Annotated in this window: 16 protein-coding genes; 11 read left to right on the top strand and 5 right to left on the bottom strand. The window is 70.6% G+C overall.

What is annotated here, in order from left to right; genetic code table 11:
- The first annotated feature begins 121 nt into the window (after positions 1 to 121).
- On the top strand, positions 122 to 1,801 hold the full coding sequence (locus tag KVT45_RS29610) for a carbohydrate binding domain-containing protein (RefSeq protein WP_217552169.1): 1,680 nt from the start codon (positions 122 to 124) through the stop codon (positions 1,799 to 1,801).
- A 27-nt stretch (positions 1,802 to 1,828) separates the two neighbouring features.
- On the opposite strand, the gene KVT45_RS29605 is transcribed toward KVT45_RS29610, so the two are convergent.
- From KVT45_RS29605 to KVT45_RS29585, 5 genes are all read right to left on the bottom strand, one after another.
- The gene (locus KVT45_RS29605) at positions 1,829 to 2,719 is read right to left on the bottom strand and encodes a sulfotransferase (RefSeq protein ID WP_308310901.1); all 891 of its coding nucleotides are present in this window, start codon (positions 2,717 to 2,719) and stop codon (positions 1,829 to 1,831) included.
- Between the two features lie 176 nt (positions 2,720 to 2,895).
- Complete coding sequence (locus tag KVT45_RS29600; RefSeq protein WP_217552168.1) at positions 2,896 to 4,146, bottom strand: alpha-L-fucosidase; 1,251 nt, start codon at positions 4,144 to 4,146, stop codon at positions 2,896 to 2,898.
- 4 nt (positions 4,147 to 4,150) lie between these two features.
- The gene (locus KVT45_RS29595; protein ID WP_217552167.1) at positions 4,151 to 7,195 is read right to left on the bottom strand and encodes a glycoside hydrolase family 38 C-terminal domain-containing protein; all 3,045 of its coding nucleotides are present in this window, start codon (positions 7,193 to 7,195) and stop codon (positions 4,151 to 4,153) included.
- Between the two features lie 45 nt (positions 7,196 to 7,240).
- The gene (locus KVT45_RS29590; protein ID WP_217552166.1) at positions 7,241 to 8,581 is read right to left on the bottom strand and encodes a 6-phospho-beta-glucosidase; all 1,341 of its coding nucleotides are present in this window, start codon (positions 8,579 to 8,581) and stop codon (positions 7,241 to 7,243) included.
- Positions 8,578 to 9,342 carry a DeoR/GlpR family DNA-binding transcription regulator gene (locus KVT45_RS29585; protein WP_217552228.1) on the bottom strand — a complete coding sequence of 255 codons (765 nt, stop codon included), beginning with the start codon at positions 9,340 to 9,342 and terminating at the stop codon, positions 8,578 to 8,580. The genes KVT45_RS29590 and KVT45_RS29585 overlap by 4 nt, the downstream gene beginning before the upstream one ends.
- A gap of 127 nt (positions 9,343 to 9,469) precedes the next feature.
- On the opposite strand from KVT45_RS29585, the gene KVT45_RS29580 reads away from it, so the two are divergent.
- From KVT45_RS29580 to KVT45_RS29540, 10 genes are all read left to right on the top strand, one after another.
- A complete protein-coding gene (locus KVT45_RS29580) occupies positions 9,470 to 10,489 on the top strand; it encodes a carbohydrate kinase family protein (RefSeq protein WP_217552165.1) in 1,020 nt (339 codons plus the stop codon).
- Between the two features lie 138 nt (positions 10,490 to 10,627).
- Positions 10,628 to 11,905: an ABC transporter substrate-binding protein gene (locus KVT45_RS29575; RefSeq protein WP_217552164.1), complete on the top strand. Its 1,278-nt coding sequence runs from the start codon at positions 10,628 to 10,630 to the stop codon at positions 11,903 to 11,905.
- A 34-nt stretch (positions 11,906 to 11,939) separates the two neighbouring features.
- Positions 11,940 to 12,914: a carbohydrate ABC transporter permease gene (locus KVT45_RS29570; protein ID WP_217552227.1), complete on the top strand. Its 975-nt coding sequence runs from the start codon at positions 11,940 to 11,942 to the stop codon at positions 12,912 to 12,914.
- An 80-nt stretch (positions 12,915 to 12,994) separates the two neighbouring features.
- Positions 12,995 to 13,780, top strand: a complete 786-nt coding sequence (locus KVT45_RS29565) for a carbohydrate ABC transporter permease (RefSeq protein WP_254647540.1) — start codon at positions 12,995 to 12,997, stop codon at positions 13,778 to 13,780.
- 144 nt (positions 13,781 to 13,924) lie between these two features.
- Positions 13,925 to 14,833, top strand: a complete 909-nt coding sequence (locus KVT45_RS29560; protein ID WP_308310903.1) for an alkaline phosphatase family protein — start codon at positions 13,925 to 13,927, stop codon at positions 14,831 to 14,833.
- A gap of 59 nt (positions 14,834 to 14,892) precedes the next feature.
- Positions 14,893 to 17,850: a glycoside hydrolase family 2 TIM barrel-domain containing protein gene (locus KVT45_RS29555; RefSeq protein WP_217552162.1), complete on the top strand. Its 2,958-nt coding sequence runs from the start codon at positions 14,893 to 14,895 to the stop codon at positions 17,848 to 17,850.
- A gap of 93 nt (positions 17,851 to 17,943) precedes the next feature.
- Positions 17,944 to 19,776, top strand: a complete 1,833-nt coding sequence (locus KVT45_RS29550) for a LamG-like jellyroll fold domain-containing protein (protein ID WP_217552161.1) — start codon at positions 17,944 to 17,946, stop codon at positions 19,774 to 19,776.
- Positions 19,777 to 19,796: 20 nt separating this feature from the next.
- The gene (locus tag KVT45_RS29545) at positions 19,797 to 21,467 is read left to right on the top strand and encodes a PHP domain-containing protein (protein ID WP_217552160.1); all 1,671 of its coding nucleotides are present in this window, start codon (positions 19,797 to 19,799) and stop codon (positions 21,465 to 21,467) included.
- Positions 21,468 to 22,622: 1,155 nt separating this feature from the next.
- Entirely contained in the window at positions 22,623 to 22,748 is a 126-nt protein-coding gene (locus KVT45_RS57770; protein ID WP_302832567.1) for a hypothetical protein, read from the top strand.
- A 3-nt stretch (positions 22,749 to 22,751) separates the two neighbouring features.
- Positions 22,752 to 23,516, top strand: a complete 765-nt coding sequence (locus KVT45_RS29540) for a Crp/Fnr family transcriptional regulator (protein ID WP_308310900.1) — start codon at positions 22,752 to 22,754, stop codon at positions 23,514 to 23,516.
- The last annotated feature ends 20 nt before the right edge of the window (positions 23,517 to 23,536 follow it).

Genomic DNA, 23,536 nt, shown 5'->3' with positions numbered 1-23,536 from the left:
CGGTATGGACCAATTCGCGTTCGTCTCCTTGACAGATGGATTGGTCCATACCAACTTTGTTGCGCACCTCCTTGCACCTTCGTGCAACTCCCGAACACCCCCATTCCTTCAGGGAGATCGCGTGCGCAACTCGCTCAGACGTTCCAGACGTCGGATATTCGCCCTGCTCGGGTCCGCCGCTCTCGCGCTCGCCGGGGCCATCGCGCTGCCCGGTACCGCGCAGGCGGCGAACATCCTCTCCAACCCCGGCTTCGAGTCGGGGAGCCTCTCGCCGTGGTCCTGCACCGGGAACCTCGGCTCGGTCGTGTCCTCCCCCGTGCACGGCGGCTCCAAGGCGCTCGCGGGGGCCGCGAGTGCCAGTGACACCGCCCAGTGCACGCAGACCGTCGCCGTGCAGCCCAACACGACGTACTCGCTCAGCGGCTGGGTCCGCGGTTCGTACGTCTATCTCGGGGTGACCGGCGGCACCTCCACCTGGACGACCTCGGCGTCCCAGTACAGCCAGCTGACCGTCTCCTTCACCACCGGGGCCACGCAGACCAGCGCCCAGATCTATGTCCACGGGTGGTACGCCCAGGGGACGTACTACGCCGACGACATCAGCCTCGACGGGCCCGGCGGCAGCTCCGACACCCAGGCGCCCACCGCACCCACGAACCTCACCTCCACCGGGAAGACCTCGTCGAGCGTGTCCCTGTCGTGGTCGGCCTCGACGGACAACGTCGGGGTGACGGCGTACGACATCTACAGCGGGTCGAGCCAGGTGGCGAGCGTCTCCGGGACCTCCGGCACGGTGAGCGGGCTGTCGGCCAGTACGGCGTACACGTTCACGGTGAAGGCGCGGGACGCGGCCGGGAACGTGTCGGCCGCCTCCAACTCCGTGTCCGTGACCACGAGCGCGGGCAGCGGCGGCGGGACCGGCTTCAAGCAGGCCGCGCCCTACCTCTTCGAGGGCTGGGGCGACCCGCCGAGCCCCTCCACCGTGATGAGCGCGACCGGCATCAAGTCGTTCACCATGGCCTTCGTGCTGGACTCGGGCGGCTGCGCCCCGGCCTGGGACGGCAGCCGGGCACTGACCGGCGGTGTCGACCAGACCGCGATCAACCAGATCAAGGCGGCCGGCGGTGACATCACCCCCTCGTTCGGCGGCTGGCAGGGCAGCAAGCTCGGCGCCAACTGCTCCTCGGCGAGCGCGCTGGCCGGGGCGATCCAGAAGGTGATCGACGCCTACGGTCTCAAGTCCGTCGACATGGACATCGAGAACACCGACGAGTTCGAGAACGAGGCCGTACAGGCGAAGATCCTCACCGCCCTGAAGACGGTCAAGGCCAACAACCCCGGTCTGAAGACGATCGTCACCTTCGGGACGTCCACCACCGGGCCGACGTACTACGGCAACCGGCTGATCGAACAGGCTCAGTCGATCGGCGCCGACATCGACGTCTTCACGATCATGCCGTTCGACTTCGGTGGCGGTTCGGACATGTACGGCAACACCGTGAGCGCGGCCGAGGGGCTGAAGACCAAGCTGAAGTCCACGTTCGGCTGGGACGACGCGACGGCCTACGCGCACATCGGGATCTCCGGCATGAACGGCCTGTCGGACCAGCAGGAGACCACGACCCCGGCGATCTGGACCCAGATCCGCGACTGGGGGAACTCGCACCACATCGCCCGGCTCGCGTTCTGGGCGGTCAACCGGGACCGCGGCTGCGCGGGCGGCGGCGTGGTGAGCAACTGCTCCGGGATCAGCCAGAGCAACTGGCAGTTCACCTCGATCACGGCCGGCTTCACCGGCTGACCGTCGGGAACGGTGGCGTGGGGATGCCTAGACCGGGTATCCCCACGCCTTCGCTATCTCGGCCAGCCGGGGCGGGAGTTCGGCGGTGGGGTCGGCCTGGCGGGCGGCCTGGATGCGGCCGGACCTGATCTCCTTGCTCCAGTCGCCGAGCTTCGGCCGGAAGGTGCCGTGGTCCTGCTTGCCGTAGTCGAGCATGCCGCTCTCCCACGGGACGCCGAGGTACTCGCACAGGCCGCGGGTGACCCGCTCCGGTTCGGCGGTGAGGTCCTCGTACGTGATCACATGCGCGCCGGTGAGGTTCTGGCGGGCCTCTTCGAGCTTCTCCGCGTAGCCCAGGACCTCGGCGCGGATCGCCTCGTGGTCGGGGTCGGCGCGGCGGCTGGTCAGGGACTGGACGACGGCACCGGGGTGGCGCAGCAGCAGGATGAACCGGGCGTCGGGCCAACATCGGTGCAGCCGGGGCCAGATGAGGGTGTTCGGCGGGGTCTTGTCGACGATGACGTCCTTGCCGCTGCGGCTGAGCTCCAGGTGCAGCACCCGGTCCCACAGCACGTGCTCCAGCTCCTCGCGGTCGAGGGCGAGCTCCTTCATGGCGTCCGCGGTGAACTCCCGGGACATGCGGACGTGGACCGTGCGCAGGTGCATCTCGTGCGGGGCGCGGATGCGGCTGTGGCTGTTCAGCAGGACCCGCAGCAGTGTGGAGCCGGAGCGCACCGAGGACAGCACGAAGGCCGGGGACGCCACCAGGCGCGGGGCGAGCGGGGCCGTATAGCCGTCGGAGGGCTGCTGCGGCCGCGCGGCCGGACGCTGGGTCGGGATGGCGTCCAGGGTCTTGCGCGGCGGGCTCACCGCCTGCGCCATGAGCCGGCCCCGGCGCTTGAGCCCCTTGGCGATCGCTGACATTCGCGGGTCTCGCACGGTGATGCCTTTCTGTCGTCCCTGCCGTTCCGCATCCCAGGGGCGTCAGACGAACTCAAGGTGTCCAAGAGGCGAACCGGCAGCGTCACGGCGGCCCGAAAAGCCGCTGTGACCTGCCCGCTTACCGTTCTCTTAATTCTTCATATGAGAACTTCCGGCATAGGCCGTGAACCGGTTCAGAACCGGCCGGATCCCCGGTACAGCTCCAGCTCGCCGTCCAGTTCGACGGCCAGGACGGTGGCGTACGGGTCGAGGTCGGTCGCGGCCGGCGGGTCGATCCACAGCACGCCGACCGCCTCGTGCAGTCCGCCGGTCACCCGGTGGCCGAGTTCGGTGCCGGTGCCAAGCACGGTGATCCTGTTCACCTTGGTCGCCAGCCCCCGGACGCCGATCTCGGCGCGCGGGACGTCGAACAGGGTGAGGTAGAGGGTGCGCCGGTCGGCGGAGAGGGTGCTCGGGCCGTAGTGGTGGCCGGCCGGCAGGCCGCGCCCGGTCCCGTACACCGCCTCCGCGTGCCTGCGGATCCACTCCCCCAGCCCCTCAAGCCGCTCCACCTGCGGCTGCGGGATGGTGCCGTCCTCCCTGGGGCCGACGTCGAGCAGCAGGTTGCCGCCGCCCCCGATGGTCTCGGTGAAGTAGCGGATCAGCTGGGCGAGGGACTTGTGGTTGTGGTCGTGGTGCTGGTAGCCCCACGAGTCGTTGATCGTCAGGCACAGTTCCCAGGGGCCGTCCGGCGGCACGACGGGGGCGCCCTGCTCGGGGGTGGCGTAGTCCCCTTCGCTGAGCATGCGCGCGTTGAAGACGACGTCCGGGACGTACGACCGGATCAGCGCGGCGAGTCCGGGGATCCGCCACTGCTCCTCGCTGCGGTCCCACTCCCCGTCGAACCACATCAGGTCCGGCCGGTAGCGGGAGGCCAGCTCCCGTATCTGGCCGTCCCGGTAGGCGATGAAGCGTTCCCAGGCGTCGAGGTCCTCGTACTCGGCCGCGACTTCCGAGTAGCGGTTGTCCTCCAGCTCCGGGGGGCGGCCCGGCTTGCGCGTGGAGGCGTAGTCGGGGTGGTTCCAGTCGGAGTGGGAGTAGTAGAGGCCGACCTTGAGGCCGTTCTCGCGCAGGGCCTCGGCATACGGCCCGAGGTAGTCCTTGCCGAGGTTGAGGTCGCCGTACGCCGTGTCCCACAGGGCCACACCGTCGTGGTGACGGCTCGTCAGCACGGCGTACTTCGCGCCGGCGCGGGCGAACAGGTCCGCCCACGCCTTCGGGTCGTACCGGGCGCCGGTGAAGCGGTCCAGCTGGGACATGTACTGCTCGTGCGGCACGATGTCGTCGTAGAAGGACCAGGACTCCTGGACCCCGTCGACGGCGTAGATGCCCCAGTGCACGAAGATCCCCAACTTGGCGTCGGTGAACCAGGGTTGCATGGCCATCCGGTCAGCTCCTCTGCAACCGGAGGGTGAGGATCTGGAAGGGGCGCAGTTCGACGGAGACGCTGTCACCGTCGGTGGCGGCGTCCTCCAGGGGGCGCTCCAGCAGGTCGGTCACCTGGGCACCGGCCAGCGGGAAGCCGGTGCGCAGGACGCCCTGGGCACGGCCGCCCAGGGACTCGTAGAGCCGGACCACGACATCGCCGGAGGCGTCGTCGGCGAACTTGACCGCCTCGACGGTCACGCCCGCGCCGTCCACCGAGACGACCGGCTGCGGCTCGCCCGCCGCGTCGGCCACCCGGAGCGGGAGGTTGAGGGCGTAGCCCTCGGCGACGGCGTCCCCGACCGTGGCGCCCGGCAGCAGGGAGTACGTGATGCGGTGGCGGCCCTGGTCGGCGCCCGGGTCCGGGACGCGCGGGGCGCGGACCAGGGAGAGGCGGACCGTGGTGGTCGTACCGCCGTCCTCGCGGACCGTGCGGGAGACGTCGTGGCCGTAGGTTGAGTCGTTGATGACGGCGACGCCGTAGCCGGGCTCGGCGAGGTGCACCCAGCGGTGGCCGGAGACCTCGAAGCGGGCCGCCTCCCACGTGGTGTTGGTGTGCGTGGGCCGCTGGACGTGGCCGAACTGGATCTCGGCGGAGGAGTGCGCGGCCCGGATGTCCACCGGGAAGCCGGCCTTGAGGAACTTCTCGGCCTCGTGCCAGTCGATGTCCGTCTCGAAGTCGATCCGGGGGCTGCCGGCGCGGACGGTGACCGTCTGGGTGATCTTCGAGCCGTTGCCGAACGGACGCGTGATCCGGACCGAGCCGAGCAGCGGGTCCGCGTCGGCGACCGTGATCTCCGAGGGGTCGAGCAGGTCCGTGTAGCGGTTCTTGTAGTGCTTGTCGACGTCCCAGGCGTCCCAGTAGTTCGGGAGGTCGGTGTGCAGCCGCAGCAGGTTGCCCTGGCCGGCGAGGACCTCGCGCTTCGCCCGGTGGTCGTACACGGACGACAGGGTGCCGTCCGCGGCGATCTCCACCCGGACGAGTCCGTTGTCGATGACCCGGCCTTCGACGGTCACCGGCTGCGGGGCCTCGGTGGCGCCCGCGAGCGGCGCGCTGCCGCTCGCGGGGACCTCGACGTAGACCGGGGTGCCCGCGGCGTCCCGGACGACCTCGGCGCGGTCGTAGGGGCTGGTGTTGAAGACGCGGGCCGGGCCGCCGCCCAGCGCGGTGACCGCCTCGGTGGTCAGCGCCTCCAGTTCCTCGGCCACCCGGGCGTATTCGGCCTCGGCCTCGCGGTGCACCCAGGCGATGGAGGAGCCGGGCAGGATGTCGTGGAACTGGTGGAGCAGGACCGTCTTCCAGAGCCGGTCGAGCTTCTCGTGCGGATAGCGGTAGCCGGGCGCGTGCAGCGCGGCCGTCGTGGCCCACAGCTCGGCCTCGCGCAGCTTGTGCTCGCTGCGCCGGTTGCCCTGCTTGGTGCGGGCCTGCGAGGTGTAGGTGGCGCGGTGCAGCTCCAGGTAGAGCTCGCCGACCCAGACCGGGGCGTCCTCGTACTCGGCGCGGGCCTTGGCGAAGAAGGCGTCCGGGTGCTCGACCTCGACCCGCGGGGAGCCCTCCAGGTCCTTCAGGCGGCGGGCCCGCTCCATGATCTCGCGGGTGGGGCCGCCACCGCCGTCGCCCCAGCCGAAGGGGGCCAGCGAGCGGGTGGCGGCGCCCTTCTCGGCGTAGTTGCGGACCGCGCGGGACATCTCCGCGCCGCTGAAGCGGGCATTGTAGGTGTCGACCGGCGGGAAGTGCGTGAAGATGCGGGTGCCGTCGATGCCCTCCCACCAGAAGGTGTGGTGGGGGAACGTGTTGGTCTGGTTCCAGGAGATTTTCTGGGTGAGGAACCACTCGTTGCCGGCCAGCTTGGCGAGCTGCGGGTAGGCCGCGTTGTAGCCGAAGGAGTCGGGCAGCCAGACGCCCTTGGTCTCGATGCCGAAGTGCTCGATGAAGAACCGCTTGCCGTGGACGAGCTGGCGGGCGATCGCCTCGCCGCCGGGGAGATTGCCGTCGGACTCGACCCACATGCCGCCGACCGGCGCCCACTGGCCCTTCTTCACGGACTCCTGGATCCGGGCCCAGACCTGCGGGTAGTTGTCGCGCACCCACTCGTACTGCTGGGCCTGCGAGCAGGCGAAGACGAACTCCTCGTACTCCTCTGCAAGGGAGGTGACGTTGGAGAAGGTCCGGGAGGTCTTGCGCTTGGTCTCGCGGATCGGCCAGAGCCAGGCCGAGTCGATGTGCGCGTGGCCGACGCCGGAGATGCGGTGGGCGCTGGCGTGCGCGGGCTTCGACAGCGCCGGCTGCAGGGCGGCCCGGACGTCCGCGGCCGAACCGGAGATGTCGTCCAGGTCCAGCAGGTCCATCGCGTGGTCGAGGGCGTGCATGATCTCGTGGCGGCGCGGGTCGTGCTCGCCGAGCTCCAGCATCAGCTCCTTCAGCACCTGGATGTCGAGGTCGAGGTGCCAGACCTCCTCGTCGAGGACGGCGATGTCGGCGCGCCTGAAGGTGTAGAGCGGCTTGTCGCCGGCCGTCAGCACGTCGCCCAGGAGCGTGGGCTCGGCGAAGTCGTTGGCGAGGATGTCCGGGTTGGAGGCCGCCTCGACCAGGTAGTCGATCACCTCGCCGCCGGTCGCCGGGTTCGCGATCCGTACGTACTGGTTGAGCGGGTTGACCGCCTTCAGCGGGGTCCCGTCGGTGAGGTGGACCAGGGCCTCGGCCTGGTTGCCCGGCCAGTCGCCGGTGAAGCCGAGGTCGATGACCGCCTCGACGCGGCGGCCCGCGAACTCCGCGGGCACCTGGCCGCGCATCCGGAACCAGGTGGTGCCCCAGGGCGGGCCCCACGGGGTGTCCATGGCGAACGGCTCGTACGCGGCGGCCGCGGCCTCCTCGAAGGGCACCGGCTCCCCGGGGGCCTGCCAGGCGGACACCTCGAAGGGGACGGTGGCCGCGTAGATCGCGGGCTTGATGCGCTGGTTGTGGAGGCGCTCGACGCGCTCCTCGATCCGGCGGCGTTCGTCGTGCATGGAAGTCTCCAGAAGAGGTGTGGAAAGCGCTTTCCGAGCGGCTGGTTACTTAAGATACGCGAGGCCCGGGTGGACCTCGGTGTACCCCTCCACCAGCCGGCGGGCCACGTTCACCGAGTCGACCAGCGGGTGCAGCGCGAACGCCTTCACCGCCGTCGTACGGGAGCCGGACTCGGCGGCGGCGAGCACCTCGCGCTCGACCGCCTTGACCGCGCAGACGAGGCCGGTGGCGTGGTCGGGCAGCGGGGCGACGGCGACCGGGTGGGCGCCGTTGGCGTCGACCAGGCAGGGCACCTCGATGACGGCCTCGCCGTCGAGCACCGAGAGGGTGCCGCGGTTGCGGACGTTGAGGATCAGGGTGGTGCGCTCGTCGCGGGCGATGGCCCGCATCAGGGCCAGGGCGACCTTCTCGTAGCCGCCGGACAGGTCGTCGGCGTCGCGCTCGCCGGCGCCTGCGGTCTCCCGGTTCTCGGCCATGTAGGTGGCCTCGCGCTCGGCGCGGGTGCGGTCCCAGACGTCCAGGGCCTTGGCACCCGGGTCGGTGACCGCCTCGTAGAAGTGCGCCTGCTGGTCGCGCAGGAAGGCGCCGCGGGTCTTCTCGGCCTGCTGGTAGGAGCGGACGGCCTCGCGGTTGAAGTAGTAGTAGTGCAGGTATTCGTTGGGGATCGCACCGAGGGACTGGAGCCAGTCGACGCCGAAGAGCTTGCCCTCCTCGAAGGAGCCGAGCAGGTCGGGGTCGGCGAGCAGGCGCGGGAGCTCGTCGCGTCCCGCGATGTGCAGGCCGCGGACCCAGCCGAGGTGGTTGAGGCCGACGTAGTCGATCCAGGCCTCGCGCGGGTTCGCCGCGCCGAGCACCCGGGCGATCCGGCGGCCGAGGCCGACCGGGGAGTCGCAGATGCCGATGACGCGGTCGCCGAGGTGCCGGGACATGGCCTCGGTGACCAGTCCGGCGGGGTTGGTGAAGTTGATGACCCAGGCGTCGGGGGCGAGCCGGGCCACCCGCCGGGCGATGTCGACGGCGACGGGCACGGTCCGCAGGCCGTAGGCGATGCCTCCGGCGCCGACCGTCTCCTGGCCGAGGACGCCCTCGGCCAGGGCCACCCGCTCGTCGTCCGCCCTGCCTTCCAGGCCGCCGACCCGGATCGCCGAGAAGACGAAGTCGGCGCCGGTGAGGGCCTCGTCCAGGTCGGTCGTGGCGGTCACGGCGGGGGCGTCGGGGACGCCGGCCGCCTGTTCGGCCAGGACCCGGGCGACCGCGGAGAGCCGTCCGGCGTCGAGATCGTGCAGCACGACCTCGGTGACCCGCCCCTCGGCCCGGTCCGTCAGCAGTGCGCCGTACACGAGGGGCACGCGGAACCCGCCGCCGCCCAGAATCGTCAGTTTCACGCTTCAGCCTTTCCTGCCAGGACCACCTCGACACCGGCCTCCTCCAGGGCGGCTCGGGTCGGCGGGTCCACCGGCGCGTTGGTCACCACCATGTCCAGGTCCCCGGGACCGCAGACCTTCGCCATGCCCGTGCCCGGGAACTTGGCGGCGTCGGCGAGCAGCACGACCTTGTCGCTCGCCCCGATCATGGCGCGCTTGACCGGCACCTCCACGACCGTCGTGTCCATCACCTGCCCGCCGGGGCGCACCCCGCTGGTCCCGAGGAACAGCCAGTCGGCGTGCAGCTGGCGCAGGTTGTCCTCGGTGAGGAAACCGACCAGGGAGCGGTACTCGCGGCGGAGCATGCCGCCGAGCAGCACCAGTTCGATGCCCTCGTCGTCGGCCAGTTCCTCGTAGACCACCAGGTTGCTGGTGATCACGGTGAGGCGGCGGCCGTGCAGCTGGCGGGCGAGCCGGAACGCGGTGGTGCCGATGTCGAGCAGCACCGACTGGCCGTCCCGGACCAGCGCCGCCGCGCGCGCGGCTATCGCGTCCTTCTCGGCCACCCGCACCTCGGCCACCTCGGCGAAGGGCTGGTCGCCCTCATCGACGACGGCGCCGCCGTGGACACGTGTGAGCAGCCCGTCCTCCTCCAGCTTGACGAGGTCGCGCCGGATCGTGGCGGGGCTCACGTTCAGCTGTTCGGAGAGGTCGGTCACAGAGGCGGGGCCACCGGAGCGCAGGGCCCGCAGGATGAGTTGGTGTCGTCGTTCTGCCAGCACGCGATGCACACTACTCGTCATCTTCAATCATTTCCATGCTCACTTCTGCTCGGGTATTGACCAATCTCTCCGAGCGGCGCACGATTCCGGCATCGAAAATGACGAGTTTTGACGAGAGGCTGCGCGCGTGGACGACGACAGGCCCGATGTGCTGCTGACCGGGCTGCTCTTCTACGACCTCGTCCTCACGGGGCTGGGAAAGGCTCCGACACCGGGCGAGGAGATCTGGACGGCCGGCATGGGCTGCGGCCCCGGCGGCATCGCGAACCTCGCGGTGGCCGCGGCCCGCTTCGGTCTGCGCACCTCGCTGGCCACGGTCTTCGGGGACGACTTCTACGGCGAGTACTGCCGGGACGTCCTGTGCGACCAGGAGGACATCGACCTCTCGCTCTCCCGCACCGCGGACGGCTGGCCCACCCCCGTCACCGTCTCGCTCGCCGCCGGCCATGACCGTGCCCTCGTCACCCACGGCCAGGAGCCCCCGTACTCGCAGGACATGCTGATGGGCGACCCGCCCGAGGCGCGCACGGCGCTCGTGCACATCGAGGCCGAGCCTCGCGAGTGGATCGCCAAGGCCGCCGCGAACGGCACCCACGTCTACGCCGACGTCGGCTGGGACCCCACCCAGGAGTGGTCCCGCGACCTCCTCGACCAGCTCGCCCTGTGCCACGCCTTCCTCCCGAACGAGACCGAGGCGATGGCCTACACCCGCACCGACAGCGCGGTCGCGGCCCTCGGCACGCTCGCGGAGCTGGTGCCGGTGGCGGTCGTCACCCGGGGCGGGGACGGCGCGGTGGCCGTCGACCAGACCACCGGCGAGTACGCGGAGGTCCCGGCCCTCGACGTCGAGGTCCTGGACGCCACGGGCGCCGGGGACGTCTTCGGGGCGAGCTTCGTCGCGGCCTCCCTCGGCGGCTGGCCGCTGGCGGAACGGCTGCGGTTCGCGGTCCTCGCGGCCGGACTGTCCGTACAGCACCACGGCGGCGCCCTCGCGGCCCCCGGCTGGTACGGCGTCGACCGCTGGTGGCGCTCACTGACCGACCCCGGCCTGAAGAAGACCTACGGCTTCCTCGCCGACCGCCTGCCGGCGGACGTGGGCCCCCCGGTGCGCCACGCCCCCGTCACCCCGCCCGCCCGGCCGCACTGACCCACACCCCCACGCACCCGCCCGCCCGGCCACACCGACCCGCACCCGCACCCGCACGCAGCCCAACGCCCCACAGCCCCCACGATCCACAGCACCAACGCCCCTCAGTACCACGAACAGGAACAACAGGAGTGACCCGTGGACCTTTCACGTAGAGGCTTCCTCCAGGCCGCCGCGCTCACCGCGGCCGCGTCCGGACTGACCGTCGCATGCGGCGGCTCCGGATCGGGCGGCACCAAGAACGGCAAGAACCTCACCCTGTGGTACTGGGGCGGTGCGCTCAGCGACAAGGTGGTCGCGGAGGCGAAAACCCACTTCAGCAGCGCGGTCACGCTGACCGCCTCGTCCATCGGCGGCGACTTCAAGCAGAAGCTCACCACCACCCTCGCCGCGGGCGGCTCCTCCGTGCCCGACATCACCGGCATCAAGGGCGAGGACATCGCCTCCTTCCTGCCCAACGCCTCCCGCTTCCTGGACCTGAACGACCTGGGCTTCAAGAAGATCTCGTCCCAGTACCTGGGCTGGAAGACCAAGCTCGCCCAGACCGAGGACGGCAAGCAGATCGGCTTCCCGATCGACATCGGCCCCACCGCGCTCTTCTACCGCGCGGACCTGTTCCACAAGGCCGGGCTGCCCACCGACCCCGCCAAGGTCGCGGCCCTGGCCACGACGTGGGAGGACTACTTCACGCTCGGCACCGAGCTGAAGAAGAAGGTCTCCGGCTCCTTCCTGGTCAACAACATCGGCTCGGTGTTCAGCATGGCCGTCGGCCAGGGCACCAAGCGGTTCATCGACAAGGACAACCACTTCATCGGCGACCAGGACCACATCCGTACCGCGTGGACCACGGCGGTCCGGCCCTACACGCTGGGCCTCGACGCCAAGATCAACGACAACAGCTGGAACGCCGCCATCGGCAAGAACCTGACCACCGAACTCGGCGCGGCCTGGCACGCCCTGGACATCGAGCAGGCGGCCCCGGCCACCAAGGGCAAGTGGCGGGTGTGCGCGATGCCCGGCGGACCGGCCAACCAGGGCGGCTCCTACCTGGCCCTGCCCAAGCAGTGCCGGAACCCCGAGGAAGCCTTCAAGATCATCAGCTGGATACTCAGCCCCGCCAACGACGCCCGCGGCTTCACCGACGCCGCCATCTTCCCGGCCGCCCCGGCCGCGTACGCCATGCCGGCCATGACGGGCCCGGACGCCTTCTTCGGCGGGCAGAAGATCATCGAGGTGTTCGGCCCGGCCGCCAAGGCCATACCGGACAGCTACGAGGCGCCGGCCGACGCGGCCGTCATGGCCCCCTACATGACGGAACTGACCAACATCGAGGCCAAGGGCAAGAAGCCCGACGACGCCTGGAACGACGCCGTCAGCCAGGCCAAGCAGATCGCCCGGCGCCAGGGGGTGAGCTGAGGTGACGTCACCTCCGGTCACCGGTCCCGCCGCGGTGCCCGGGCACCGCGGCGGGCCGGGCCCGGCCCGGTTCCGCCCGCGGCGCGCCACGCCCGCGGGCACCGCTCGGCCCAGGCGGCGCGGGCCGCTGTCGTACTGGCGGCAGTACCTGGCGATCTCGCCCTTCTACCTGATCTTCGCCGCCTTCTCCTTCTTCCCCGTCTTCTACTCGCTGTACCTGGCCTTCCAGCGCTGGGACGGCCTGGGCGACATGCAGTTCGTGGGCCTGCAGCAGTTCAGGTTCCTGTGGTCGGACCCGGTCTTCTGGCTGTCGATCCGCAACACCCTGGTGATCTGGGTGCTGTCCACCGTGCCCACCCTCTTCGGCGCCCTGATGCTGGCGACGCTGCTGCACTCGGTGCGCCGCTTCAAGGGCTTCTACCGCATCGCCCTCTACCTGCCCAACGTCACCTCGATCGTCGCGGTGGCGATCTTCTTCGGCGCGGTGTTCAGCAACAACTTCGGTCTGGTCAACGCGATCCTGGGCACGGTCGGCATCTCGCCGGTTCCGTGGCTGAGCAACCCGTGGCTGATCAAGGTGGTCATCGCGCTGCTGATGACCTGGATGTGGACCGGCTACAACATGATCATCTACCTGGCCGGTCTCCAGGCGATCCCGACCTCGATCTACGAGGCGGCGAGGGTGGACGGCGCCGGCCCCGTCCGCACGTTCTTCCAGATCACGATCCCGATCATGCGGCCGATCATCCTGTTCACCGTCATCATCTCGACGATCAACGGTCTGCAGAGCTTCAGCGAACCCCAGGTCCTGTTCGCCAGCAACGCCGCCAACGCGAACCTCGGCGGCCCGGGACAGGCCGGTCTGACCACGCTGCTGTACTTCTACCAGTCGGCCTTCCTCAACAACGACTACGGCTACGGCGCGGCCATCGTGTGGGCCTTCTTCGTGCTGATCATCGTGCTCGTCGCCGTCAACTGGCGCATCACCCAACGAGGGAGGAAGCCGTGACCGCAGCCGACCCGACGCGGCCGGCCCCGCGCGCGAGGCGGCTGCGCCGCCCCAAGGGCCTGACCGCGCACATCGTCCTCATGGCGGCCGTCCTGCTCTCGGTCTTCCCCTTCGCGTGGACGATCGTCATGGCCACCAACACCACCCAGGACATCTACAAGAGCCCGCCCAAGCTGACCTTCGGCTCCCATCTGCTGGAGAACATCCGGCACGTGCTGAACACCATCGACTTCTTCGGGTCGATGCTCAACACGATCGTCGTCGCGAGCGCCACCACCGTCCTGGTGCTGTTCATCGACTCGCTGGCGGCCTTCACCTTCGCCAAGTTCGACTTCCCCGGTCGCAAGGTGCTCTTCGGCACGCTGCTGCTGTTCATGATGCTGCCGCTGCAGCTGGCGATCCTGCCGCAGTTCATCCTCATGTCGAACATCGGCTGGGTCGGCATGCTCAAGGCGCTGATCCCGCCCGCACTGGCCAACGCCTTCGGCATCTTCTGGCTGCGCCAGTACATCGAGAACGGCGTGCCCGACGAACTCCTCGACGCCGCGCGCATCGACGGCGCCGGGTTCTTCCGCCAGTACTGGAACATCGCGCTGCCGATGATCAGGCCCGCGCTGTCCTTCCTCGCCATCTACGCCTTCGTCGGGGCCTGGAACGACTACGTCTGGCCGCTCATCGTGCTCACCAACCCCGACCACGTGACCCTCCAGGTGGAGCTGGCCCAGCTCAACGTCGGCCACACCACCGACTACAGCATGGTCATGGCCGGTGTGCTCATGGCGTCCCTCCCGCTGGTACTGGTCTTCGCCGTCTTCGCCCGCGGCTTCATCGCGGGCGCCACCGAAGGCGCGGTACAGGGCACCTGACCCGCGCGGGCCGCCCCGGCCCGCGCGGCACGCGCGAGACAGAGGAGGGATCCGGTGACCGATACCGACGCCGACGCCGAGCGGACGCAGTCGCCGGAGGGTGCGGGGCCCTCCGCCCGTCTGCCGTTCACCCGGCGCCGTGCCGTGCCCCCTGGCCCGGACGGCGCCGCGCGCAACAAGGTGCTCGTGGTGGGCATGGACGGGCTGCGCCACGACCGGCTGACCCGGCCCCGTGCCCACGCACCCGTACTGCACGGCCTGCTGACCGCGGGCGCCCACGGGACCAGCCTGCTGCCCTACGGCGAGCGGGACGGCCAAGCCGAGCAAGGGCCGTCGACCAGCATGGCCTACACCGACTCCGGCCCCGGCTGGTCGAGCGTGCTGACCGGGGTGTGGCCCGACCGCCACGGGGTGACCGGCAACGACTTCATCGGTGCCGACTACACCCGCTACCCCGACTTCCTCAGCCGTGCCGCCATCGCCCGCCCCGGTCTGCGCACCGCGGCCGCGGTCTCCTGGCCCGAGCTGGTCCACCGCGGCGTCCTCGGCCCCGCCATCGGCCGACGGGTGCACTATGACGGCGAGACCGACGGCTACGCGACCGCGGACGACCTCGTCGCCCGCGCCGCCATGCGCTGGCTCACCGAGCACGACCCGGACCTGCTGTTCGTCTACTTCGGCGGCACCGACGAGGCCGGCCACGCCACCGGCCCGCTCTCCCCCGCCTACGACGACGCCCTGCTCGCCCAGGACACCCACCTCGGACGGCTGCTGGCGGCGATCGACGACCGCCGCTCCGGCGAGCGGTGGACCGTACTGGTCACCACCGACCACGGGCACCTCGACACCGGCGGTCACGGCGGCGACACGGACGCCGAACGAGAGGTGTTCGTCATCCTCGCCGAGCCCGGCACGCCCGCCGGCACCCGGCTCGACTCGCCCCGCCTCGTCGACATCGCCCCCACCGTCCTGGACCGGCTCGGTGTCCCCGTCGACCCCGACTGGGGCCTGGCGGGACGCGTCCTGCCCGGTCCCGCCACGTCACGCACGTAACCCATGTCACCTACGTCACCCACGCCACCCGTGCCGCCAGAAAAGGGAGCCGTCCGCAGATGAACGATCCGTCGATCCCCGGGCCCCGGCCCGCCGATCCCCTGATCGCCCTCCGCCCCTGGGAGGCGCCCGAGGTGACCTCCTGGGGACGGCTCCCCATGAACGCCGTCGACCGGCGCGCCGGAGCACTCCCCCTGGACGGCGACTGGCGCTTCCGGTTGCTGCCCGCTCCGGACGCGCCGGTCGGCGGCTCCTGGTCCACGGCGTACGTCCCCGGCGCCTGGACCGTGCAGGACACGGACGACCTGCCGCAGTACACGAACGTCACCATGCCGTTCCGTGAGTTCCCGCCGGACTCCCCCGCGGCCAACCCGACCGGGGTCTACGAGCGGGAGCTGGACGTCCCCGCCGAGTGGGCCGGGCGGCGGATCGTGCTCCAGGTGGGCGCGGCGGAGAGCGTGCTCCTCGTGCACGTCGACGGGCGGCCGGTGGGCGTCTCCAAGGACTCCCACCTGGCGGCCGAGTTCGACCTGACCGGGGTCGTCCGCCCCGGCGGGCGGTCGGTCCTGCGGCTCACCGTCGTCAAGTGGTCGGACGCCTCGCACATCGAGGACCAGGACCACTGGTGGCACGGCGGGATCACCCGGTCCGTGCTCCTGTACGCCACCGATCCCCTGTATCTCGCGGACGTGACCGTACGGGCCCGGCGGGACGGCGAGTTGCGCGTGGACTGCCAGGTGCGCAACGCGGCGGGCGACCGGGCGCTGCCCGGGGGCTGGTACGTCACCGGCGAGCTCGACGGCGAACCGCTCGCGCAGGACGCCGAGTTCGACCGGCTCAACACCGAGGACGACCGGGTCTCCGACTTCCTCGGCGAGGCCCGCGTCCACGCCGTCGTGTCCGACGTGCGCACCTGGAACGCGGAGCAGCCCGAGCTGTACGGGCTGACCGTCCGGCTGCACCGCGCGGACGGCACGGTCGCCGACACGTCGTACCACCGCGTCGGCTTCCGGGACGTCGAGATCGTCGGCCGGGATCTCCTCGTCAACGGCGAGCGGGTCTTCGTCCGGGGCGTCAACCGGCACGACTTCCACCCGCTGACCGGGCGGACGGTGTCGTACGACGACATGCGCGCGGACCTGGTGCTGCTCAAGCGGTTCGGGTTCAACGCGATCCGCACCTCCCACTACCCGAACGACCCGGCCCTGTACGACCTCGCCGACGAACTGGGCTTCTACGTCGTGGACGAGGCGGACATCGAGTCCCACGACCACGCCCACGAGATCGCCGACGACCCGCGTTACCTGAACGCCTTCGTGGACCGGGTCTCGCGGATGGTGCTGCGCGACAAGAACCACCCGTCGGTCATCATCTGGTCGCTGGGCAACGAGTCCGACTACGGGGCGAACCACGACGCGGCGGCGGGCTGGGTGCGGCGGCACGACCCGACCCGGCCCCTTCAGTACGAGGGGGCGGCCAAGCGCGGCTGGGCGGACCCGGACGTGGCCTCCGACATCGCCTGCCCGATGTACGCGTCGCTGGAAGACTGTGTGGCGCACGCCCTGTCCGGGGAGCAGACCAAGCCGCTGATCCAGTGCGAGTACTCCCATGCGATGGGGAACAGCAACGGCACGCTCGCCGACCACTGGGCCGCCATCGAGTCCACTCCGGGGCTTCAGGGCGGGTTCATCTGGGAGTTCTGGGACCACGGAATTCTCCAGCGGGTGAGCGACGGAAGACCGGTCGGGCGCGCGGGCGCCGGACTGTATGACAACGGTGTCGTCGCGCCCGGCCACCGCTGGGCGTACGGCGGCGACTTCGGCGAGGCCCTGCACGACGGGGCGTTCGTCGCGGACGGGATCGTCTTCCCCGACCGCACCCCCAAGCCCGCGATGTACGAGCACCGGGAGATCGCGGCGCCGGTCCGCATCCGGTGCTTCCGGCACGAGGGCATCGTGCTCGCCAACCACCAGCACTTCCGGGGCTTCGACTGGCTGACGGGCACCTGGGAGCTGGCGCTGGCCGACGGCCGTACCCTGACCGGTCCGGCCGAGCTGCCCGAGCTGTGCCCCGGCGAGACGGCGGCCGTACCGCTGCCGTTCGAGGTGCCGGCGGACGGCGGGGAGGCGTGGCTGACGCTGCGGGTGACGGTCGCCGAGGACCAGGCGTGGGCACCGGCCGGTACGGAGATCTGCGCGCCGCAGATCCGGCTCCGGGCGGCGGAGCCGCTCGGGCGGCCGGTGGCGGCGGGGCCTGCCGTCGAGGTCGACGGCGAGGGGCTGCTGCTGCATCCCCTGCTGACGGCCGCGCCGGCGTTGTCGCTGTGGCGGGCGCCCACCGACAACGACGAGCTGGGCGGGATGGCGGTGCGCTGGCGCGCCTGGGGCCTGGACCAGCTGGTGCGCAAGGTGGTCTCGGTACGCCGGAACGGCGACGGGGTGACCGTGCTCGCGGAGTACGCAGGCACCGTCGGGGTCGTTCGGCACCGGCAGGAGTTCACGCCGGTCGAGGGCGGCATCCGGGTCGACGAGTCGGCCGAGCTGCCGGAGGAGTTCGCGGACGTGGCCCGGGTCGGCTCGGTCTTCGAGACGGTGGCCGGGCTCGATCTGCTGGAGTGGTTCGGTCAGGGTCCCTGGGAGTCGTACCCGGACCGTGCCGCCGGAGCCCCGGTCGGCCACCACTCGCTGCCCGTGGACGAGTTGTTCACCCCCTACCTGCGGCCCCAGGAGAGCGGTGGCCGGCACGGCGTACGGCGGTTCACGCTGTCGGCGCCGGACGCCACCGGACTCGCGGTCGAGCTGGACGAGCCCCGCCAGGTCTCCGTCAGCCGCTACCGCGCCGAGGACCTCACCGCCGTCACGCACCACGACGAACTCGTGCCGCGGGCCGGCTGCGTGGTCCATGTCGACGCCGCGCACCGGGGCCTGGGTACGGCGTCGTGCGGTCCCGACACCTTCCCCTCCTACCTCGTCGCACCGGGCCTCCACCGCTGGAGCTGGACCCTGCGCGTGCTGTGAGATCCGTCCTCCGCGATCCGTCCTCCGAGATCCGTCCTCTGAGATCCCCCCACGCCCTTCGCCGTCACTTCTGCCTACTCACGGAGCACTCTCGTGTGTACTTCGCATGACCACATCCAGGGCGAGGCCGCGCAGGCCGGAGCCGGACGACGCAACTTCCTCCGCGCCACCGCGCTCCTCGGCGCCGCCGCCACCGCCGGGGTCGCGCTGCCGGCCGTCGCCGAGGCGTCCTCCGGCTCCGGCCGGCGGCCCGACCCGGAGAGCCGGCGCTTCACCGTCGCGGTGATGCCCGACACCCAGTACCTCTTCGACGGGCCGAGCATCAACCCGGCGCCCATCGAGGCGTCGCTGCGGTATCTGCTGGAGCAGGGCGGCGAATCCGACGAGAACATCGTCTTCCTGTCCCACCTCGGCGACCTCACCCAGAACGGCGCCGAGGAGGAATTCGCCGCGATCAGCAAGGCGTTCGGGATCCTGGACCGGCGCGGGGTCGGCTACAGCGTGCTGGCCGGCAACCACGACATCAGGTCGTCCACGGACGACCAGCGCGGTGCCACGCCGTACCTGGACGCCTTCGGCCCGCAGCGCTTCAAGGACAAGCCGACGTTCGGCGGGGCCTCTTCGGACGGCTACAACACCTACCACCTGTTCCGGGCGGCCGGGCGGGAGTGGCTCGTGCTGGCGCTGGACTGGCGGCTGTCGGCCAAGGGGTACGCCTGGGCGAAGGACGTCATCGCCGCGCACCCGAAGACGCCGGTCATCCTCACCACGCACGAACTGGTCGTGGACGAAGACGAGTTGTCGTCGTACGGGGAGCAGCTGTGGGACCAGCTGATCAACGAGCACGACCAGATCTTCCTCACCCTGAACGGCCACTTCTGGCCGGCCCGCCGCGCGACCCGCAAGAACGCGGCCGGCAACGACGTGCACCTGCATCTGACGAACTACCAGAACCGCTACTTCGGCGGCGCGGCGATGATCCGCCTCTACCACTTCGACCTGGACCGGAACGTCATCGACGTGGAGACGGTCTCGCCGTGGATCCTCGGCCGGGCCAAGAAGGGCCTGAACGAACTGGAGCGGCAGGAGATGGAGCTGAGCGGCGACGAGGACCGCTTCTCCGTCGGCATCGACTTCGCGGACCGCTTCGCCGGCTTCGACCCGGTGCCGGTCCGCCCGGCGCGGCCCGCGTCGCAGCTGCTGGTCCGGGGCACGGCCGCCTACTGGCGGTTCGACGCGGCGGTCTCCGGCACGGTCCGCGACCTGTCCGGCAACGGCAACGACCTCACCGTGGTCTCGGTGGGCGGCGGCACCCTCGGCTGGTCGGCGGACCACCACCCGGACCAGCCCGGCCACGGCAGCCTGGAGTTCAGCGGCTACAAGTCGCCGCTGAAGGGCGCGTACCTGCGGACGGTCGACGACGCTCCGCTCAACTCGCAGACGTTCAAGGACGGTTACACCATCGAGGCGTTCTACTGGCTGCCCGCGGACTGGGACGCCTCGCACAACGCCTGGTCCGGGCTGGTCAGCCGCACCGGCCGCAACGGCTCCGTCGGCACGGTCACGGACGACCCGGACGAGCCGCTCGCCACGCTCTCGATCTCCGACGGTCCGGGCACGCAGTGGGCGGTGCACCCGCTCAACCAGCAGCAGCTGGCCACCAACTGGGGCGACGAGACCGCCCGCGAGACCTGGTGGCACCTCGCCGTCGTCAACGACGGCAAGCACACCACGATGTACGTGCAGGGCTGCCCGGTGGCCCGCAACCCGCACGCCGCCGCGGTCGGCATCGCCTCGTCCGGGAAGCCCTGGCTGCTCGGCGGCTACGAGTACGCGGACAGGATCGACCAGATCCTGCACGGCCGCCTCGGCGACGTCCGGATCGTCTCCCGGGCGCTGCCCGTCTCCTCCTTCATGACCCACTGAACCCCGTCACGAGGATCATCATGACCGAGCAGCAGCTGCCCACCTGGGCCGATCCCTCCGTCTCCGCCGCGGATCTCGACGCCCAGGGCATGTCGAGACGTGGACTCCTGCGCCGCGCGGGCCTCTTCGGCGCCGCGTTCGCGCTCGGGTCGGCGGCGACCCCCGCGTTCGCCGCGTCCGGCCGCGGACTTGGCGGCGAGGACCCGCGCCTCGCCTACCTGGTCGGCGACCACCACGTCCACTCCGTGTACAGCCACGACGCCAAGTACACGTTCTCCCAGCAGGCCCAGGCCGCCGCCAAGTACGGCCTGGACTGGATGGTGTTCAACGAGCACTCCAACTTCGGGCACGCCAACTACGGCGCGAAGCTGGAGCACGCGGAGATCCTCAAGGCCCGTGCCGAGAACCCGCGCCAGCTGATCTTCCAGGGCCTGGAGTGGTACATCCCGGCCGCCGAGCACTGCACGGTGTTCGCCGCGCCCGGCCCGCACGAGACCGACCTGCTCACGCAGTTCGAGCTGGCCTACGACGGCAAGCTCCTGGGCTACACCGAGGGCTCGGCGGGTGCCGCCGACACCGCCCGCAACGAGGCGCACGCCGTCAAGGCCATCCAGTGGCTGGCCGAGCAGCGCCGTACCGGCTATGTCGACGACGTCCTGGTCCTCGCCAACCACCCGCTGCGGCTCGGCATCGACTCCCCGCACGAGATGCGCAACTGGCGGGACGCGGCCGCCGAGATCATGATCGGCATGGAGGGCGCGCCGGGCGCCCAGGGTGCCGCGATACCCGGCTGGCGCGGGGCCACCTCGATCCGCGGCGAGTACGAGAACAAGCCCTCCGCGCAGTCCTGGGCCGGCTACCCGGCGGACGCGTATCTGACGTACGGCGGCTTCGACTGGGCTACGGCGACGGTCGGCGGTCTGTGGGACGCGATGCTGTCCGAGGGTCGTCTGTTCACCATCACCACCAACTCCGACAACCACCGCACGGTCTTCGACACCTGGAAGAACGGCGACTGGCTGCCGGGGCAGAACTTCGACAACACCGGCAGACTGCCCGACCCGGTGAACACCGACACGCCGCAGCCCGGCAGCGACTTCTGGCCCGGCGAGTTCAGCCGGACCCACGTCGGCGTCACCCGGTACGGCTACCGTGCGGTGATGGCGGGCCTGCGGGCGGGCCGGGTCTGGCTGGACCACGGGCACCTGCTCGACGGCCTGGACGTGCGGCTGACGCGGGACTGCGACCACGGCGCCGGTGTCACGCTGGGTGGCCGGCTGCGCGTCCGCAAGGGCGAGCGGATCACCCTGAACGTGACGGTGACGACCGCGTCCCGGTTCAACGCGCAGGGAATCCTGCCCCAGTTGGCGCACGTCGACGTCATCCGGGGCGCGGTGCGCGGTCCGGTCGCCGACCGCGACACCTGGCAGGCGCCGGACACGAAGGTCGTGCAGTCGAAGGACGTCTCCGGCCGCAGGGGCACCTACACCCTGCACATCCCGCTCACCGCGGGCGACGAGTCGTTCTACGTCCGGCTGCGCGGCAGCGACGGCAAGCGCAACGGAACGGGCTATCTGGGCGCGGCGATCGACCCGCACGGCCCGGTCCCGCACGAGCCGGGGAACGGCGACCCGTGGGCGGACACGTGGTTCTATTCCAACCCCATCTTCGTGGACGTGGTGGGTTCCTGACGAATCGTCGCCCGTTAATCACCTTGCGTAGTCGCCGGGGCCACGGCGGGCATGCGTGAATCGTGTCCGGCCCGCTACTCAGAGTTGGAGTACAGGTCGGCCGCGATTGCCCGCCGCGCCCCGGCGCCGCCGATTCCGATACCGATCGGACGCTTTTGAGGTACGGCGGAATTTCTTTCGCCCGGGCATTCGGCGGGGGAATGCCCGGGCCACCGAACAAAGGCGAGCAATTCCGTGGGCGCTCTATACGGGGGGCCGGCGGATCACCGCCTTCGGGAAAAGCCGTAGCGGCCGTTTCGGGTCACCCGCCCGTTCCGCGCCTTCGCGGCGGACCTCATAGATCTATGCAGCGGGCGACCACATACTGCATACATCGAACCCATACGCGGACCCGTTCCGCGGCGAGCAGATCCGGCACGGACCGGTCTCCAGCGATCCTCAAGCGGTCGTCACTCGCCACTGATGCGCTTACCCGCACGACGAACAACACGAGGCGCGGAACATATCCACCACAGAGCGGCGGAATGGACTTTTCGCTCGACGGCGCGCCGTGCCGCGTACCGCCGGCCCGCCTCGCCCAAGTCGCCGAGGCAAACCCCTCCCCCGAGGGGCTCCGGGCCGAGGAGTTGCCACCCGGTGTGACCTTTTCCTAGCAGGTGGTGTTTACTGGGTACCGGTCTGAACCTCGACGGGTCCGGGCCCTTTCCGGAGGCTCCGGGGGTGGTTCCCCGGGGCCTCCTCATTTTATCCGGCGTTTACATCAGGGCCGGCCTTCGCTCATCCGTGAGAAATATTCACGCCGAGTGGCGCATGGACTTTCAATGATCCGCCGCCCGGAAAACCCGAACCGATCACCGCCTCCCCGAGGTGACGTGATACAGATCACACCATCGTCGAGCCGCTTCGGGAACTCCCTCCCCCGAGTGTTTTCCGGAGGGACGGCACCCCCGGCAGGAAACTTCGCTCTCCGTCATCAGTGACTGGCGATTTCCCGGGGCAGGGGGGTAGTTTGGCAAAACGTCTTCGCCTCGCAGCCCGGACTAACCAACCGGATCCCCAACGCGAGAGAGAGGACCTGGACCCGTCGTCCGGGTGTGCCGCAGCCAGTGGCGCACCCGGGATCCCATTCGCACCGGCAAGAAGGACCTCAGACCGATGAACACCGCCATCGCCGATGGCTTCGGCGCCTCCCCCACCCACCTGACGCAGCGTGACGACGACCCCCCGGCTCGACGGCACGGCCGACCGTCCGTCGGCGCGGCGCTCACGACCGGAGCCTGAGCCGTGGTCCCGAACGTCGACGCCTTCCGGGCCGTCGACGTCCTCAACGGACGCCAGACCATGCCCGCCCGCAGCTTTCTCGACCAACTCCCGCCCGGATCCTGGCCGCTGCTGGTCGGCGAATGGGGTGCGGACAGCCGCGTCCACGAGCGCGACGAGGAACTGCCCCTCGGGCCGGCGGACGAGCAGGTGCACATCGTGCTGGGCGGCTGCGTCCGCCAGGAACGTCACCCCTTCGGCACCGTCGAGGGCGCACCCAAGATCACCCGGTTCCGCGGAGTGGGCCAACTGCTCGGCGAGGCCAAGCTCATCGAACCGGCGGCCGCGGTCAGAACGACCTGCCTCACCACCACCTGGGTCATGTCCTGCCCCGTGCCGGGCATGAACCTCCTGCTGCGCCGCCGCCCGCACATCCAACTCGCCCTGCTGCGCAGCCTGGAGGACCGCAACCGCACCGACGAGATGATCTACGGCACCATGACCCGCCCGCCGCTGGAACGGGTCTGCGGGCTGCTCGTCCATCTCGCCGAGGTCGCCGGCACCGCCGACACCGACGACCCGGGTCACCTCACCATCCTGGGCCCGAGCCAGAAGGACATCGCGGACGCCCTGCTGCTGGGCGTCTCGACCGTGGAGCACACGCTCCGTCTGCTGCGCACACCCGCCGGGCAGGGCGGTCTCTTCCCGGACGGCGTCCTGCGCAGCGGGTACCGCAGGTTCGTGGTGACGGACCTTCCGTCGCTCCGCGCCGTCGCCCGGATCTCCTAGACCCCACCCACCCGTTCCCC

Origin of the sequence: Streptomyces sp. GbtcB6, assembly GCF_019091475.1 — a bacterium.
Classification (GTDB): Bacteria; Actinomycetota; Actinomycetes; order Streptomycetales; family Streptomycetaceae; genus Streptomyces; species Streptomyces hyaluromycini.
This window is presented reverse-complemented; position numbering and strand designations above follow the sequence as displayed.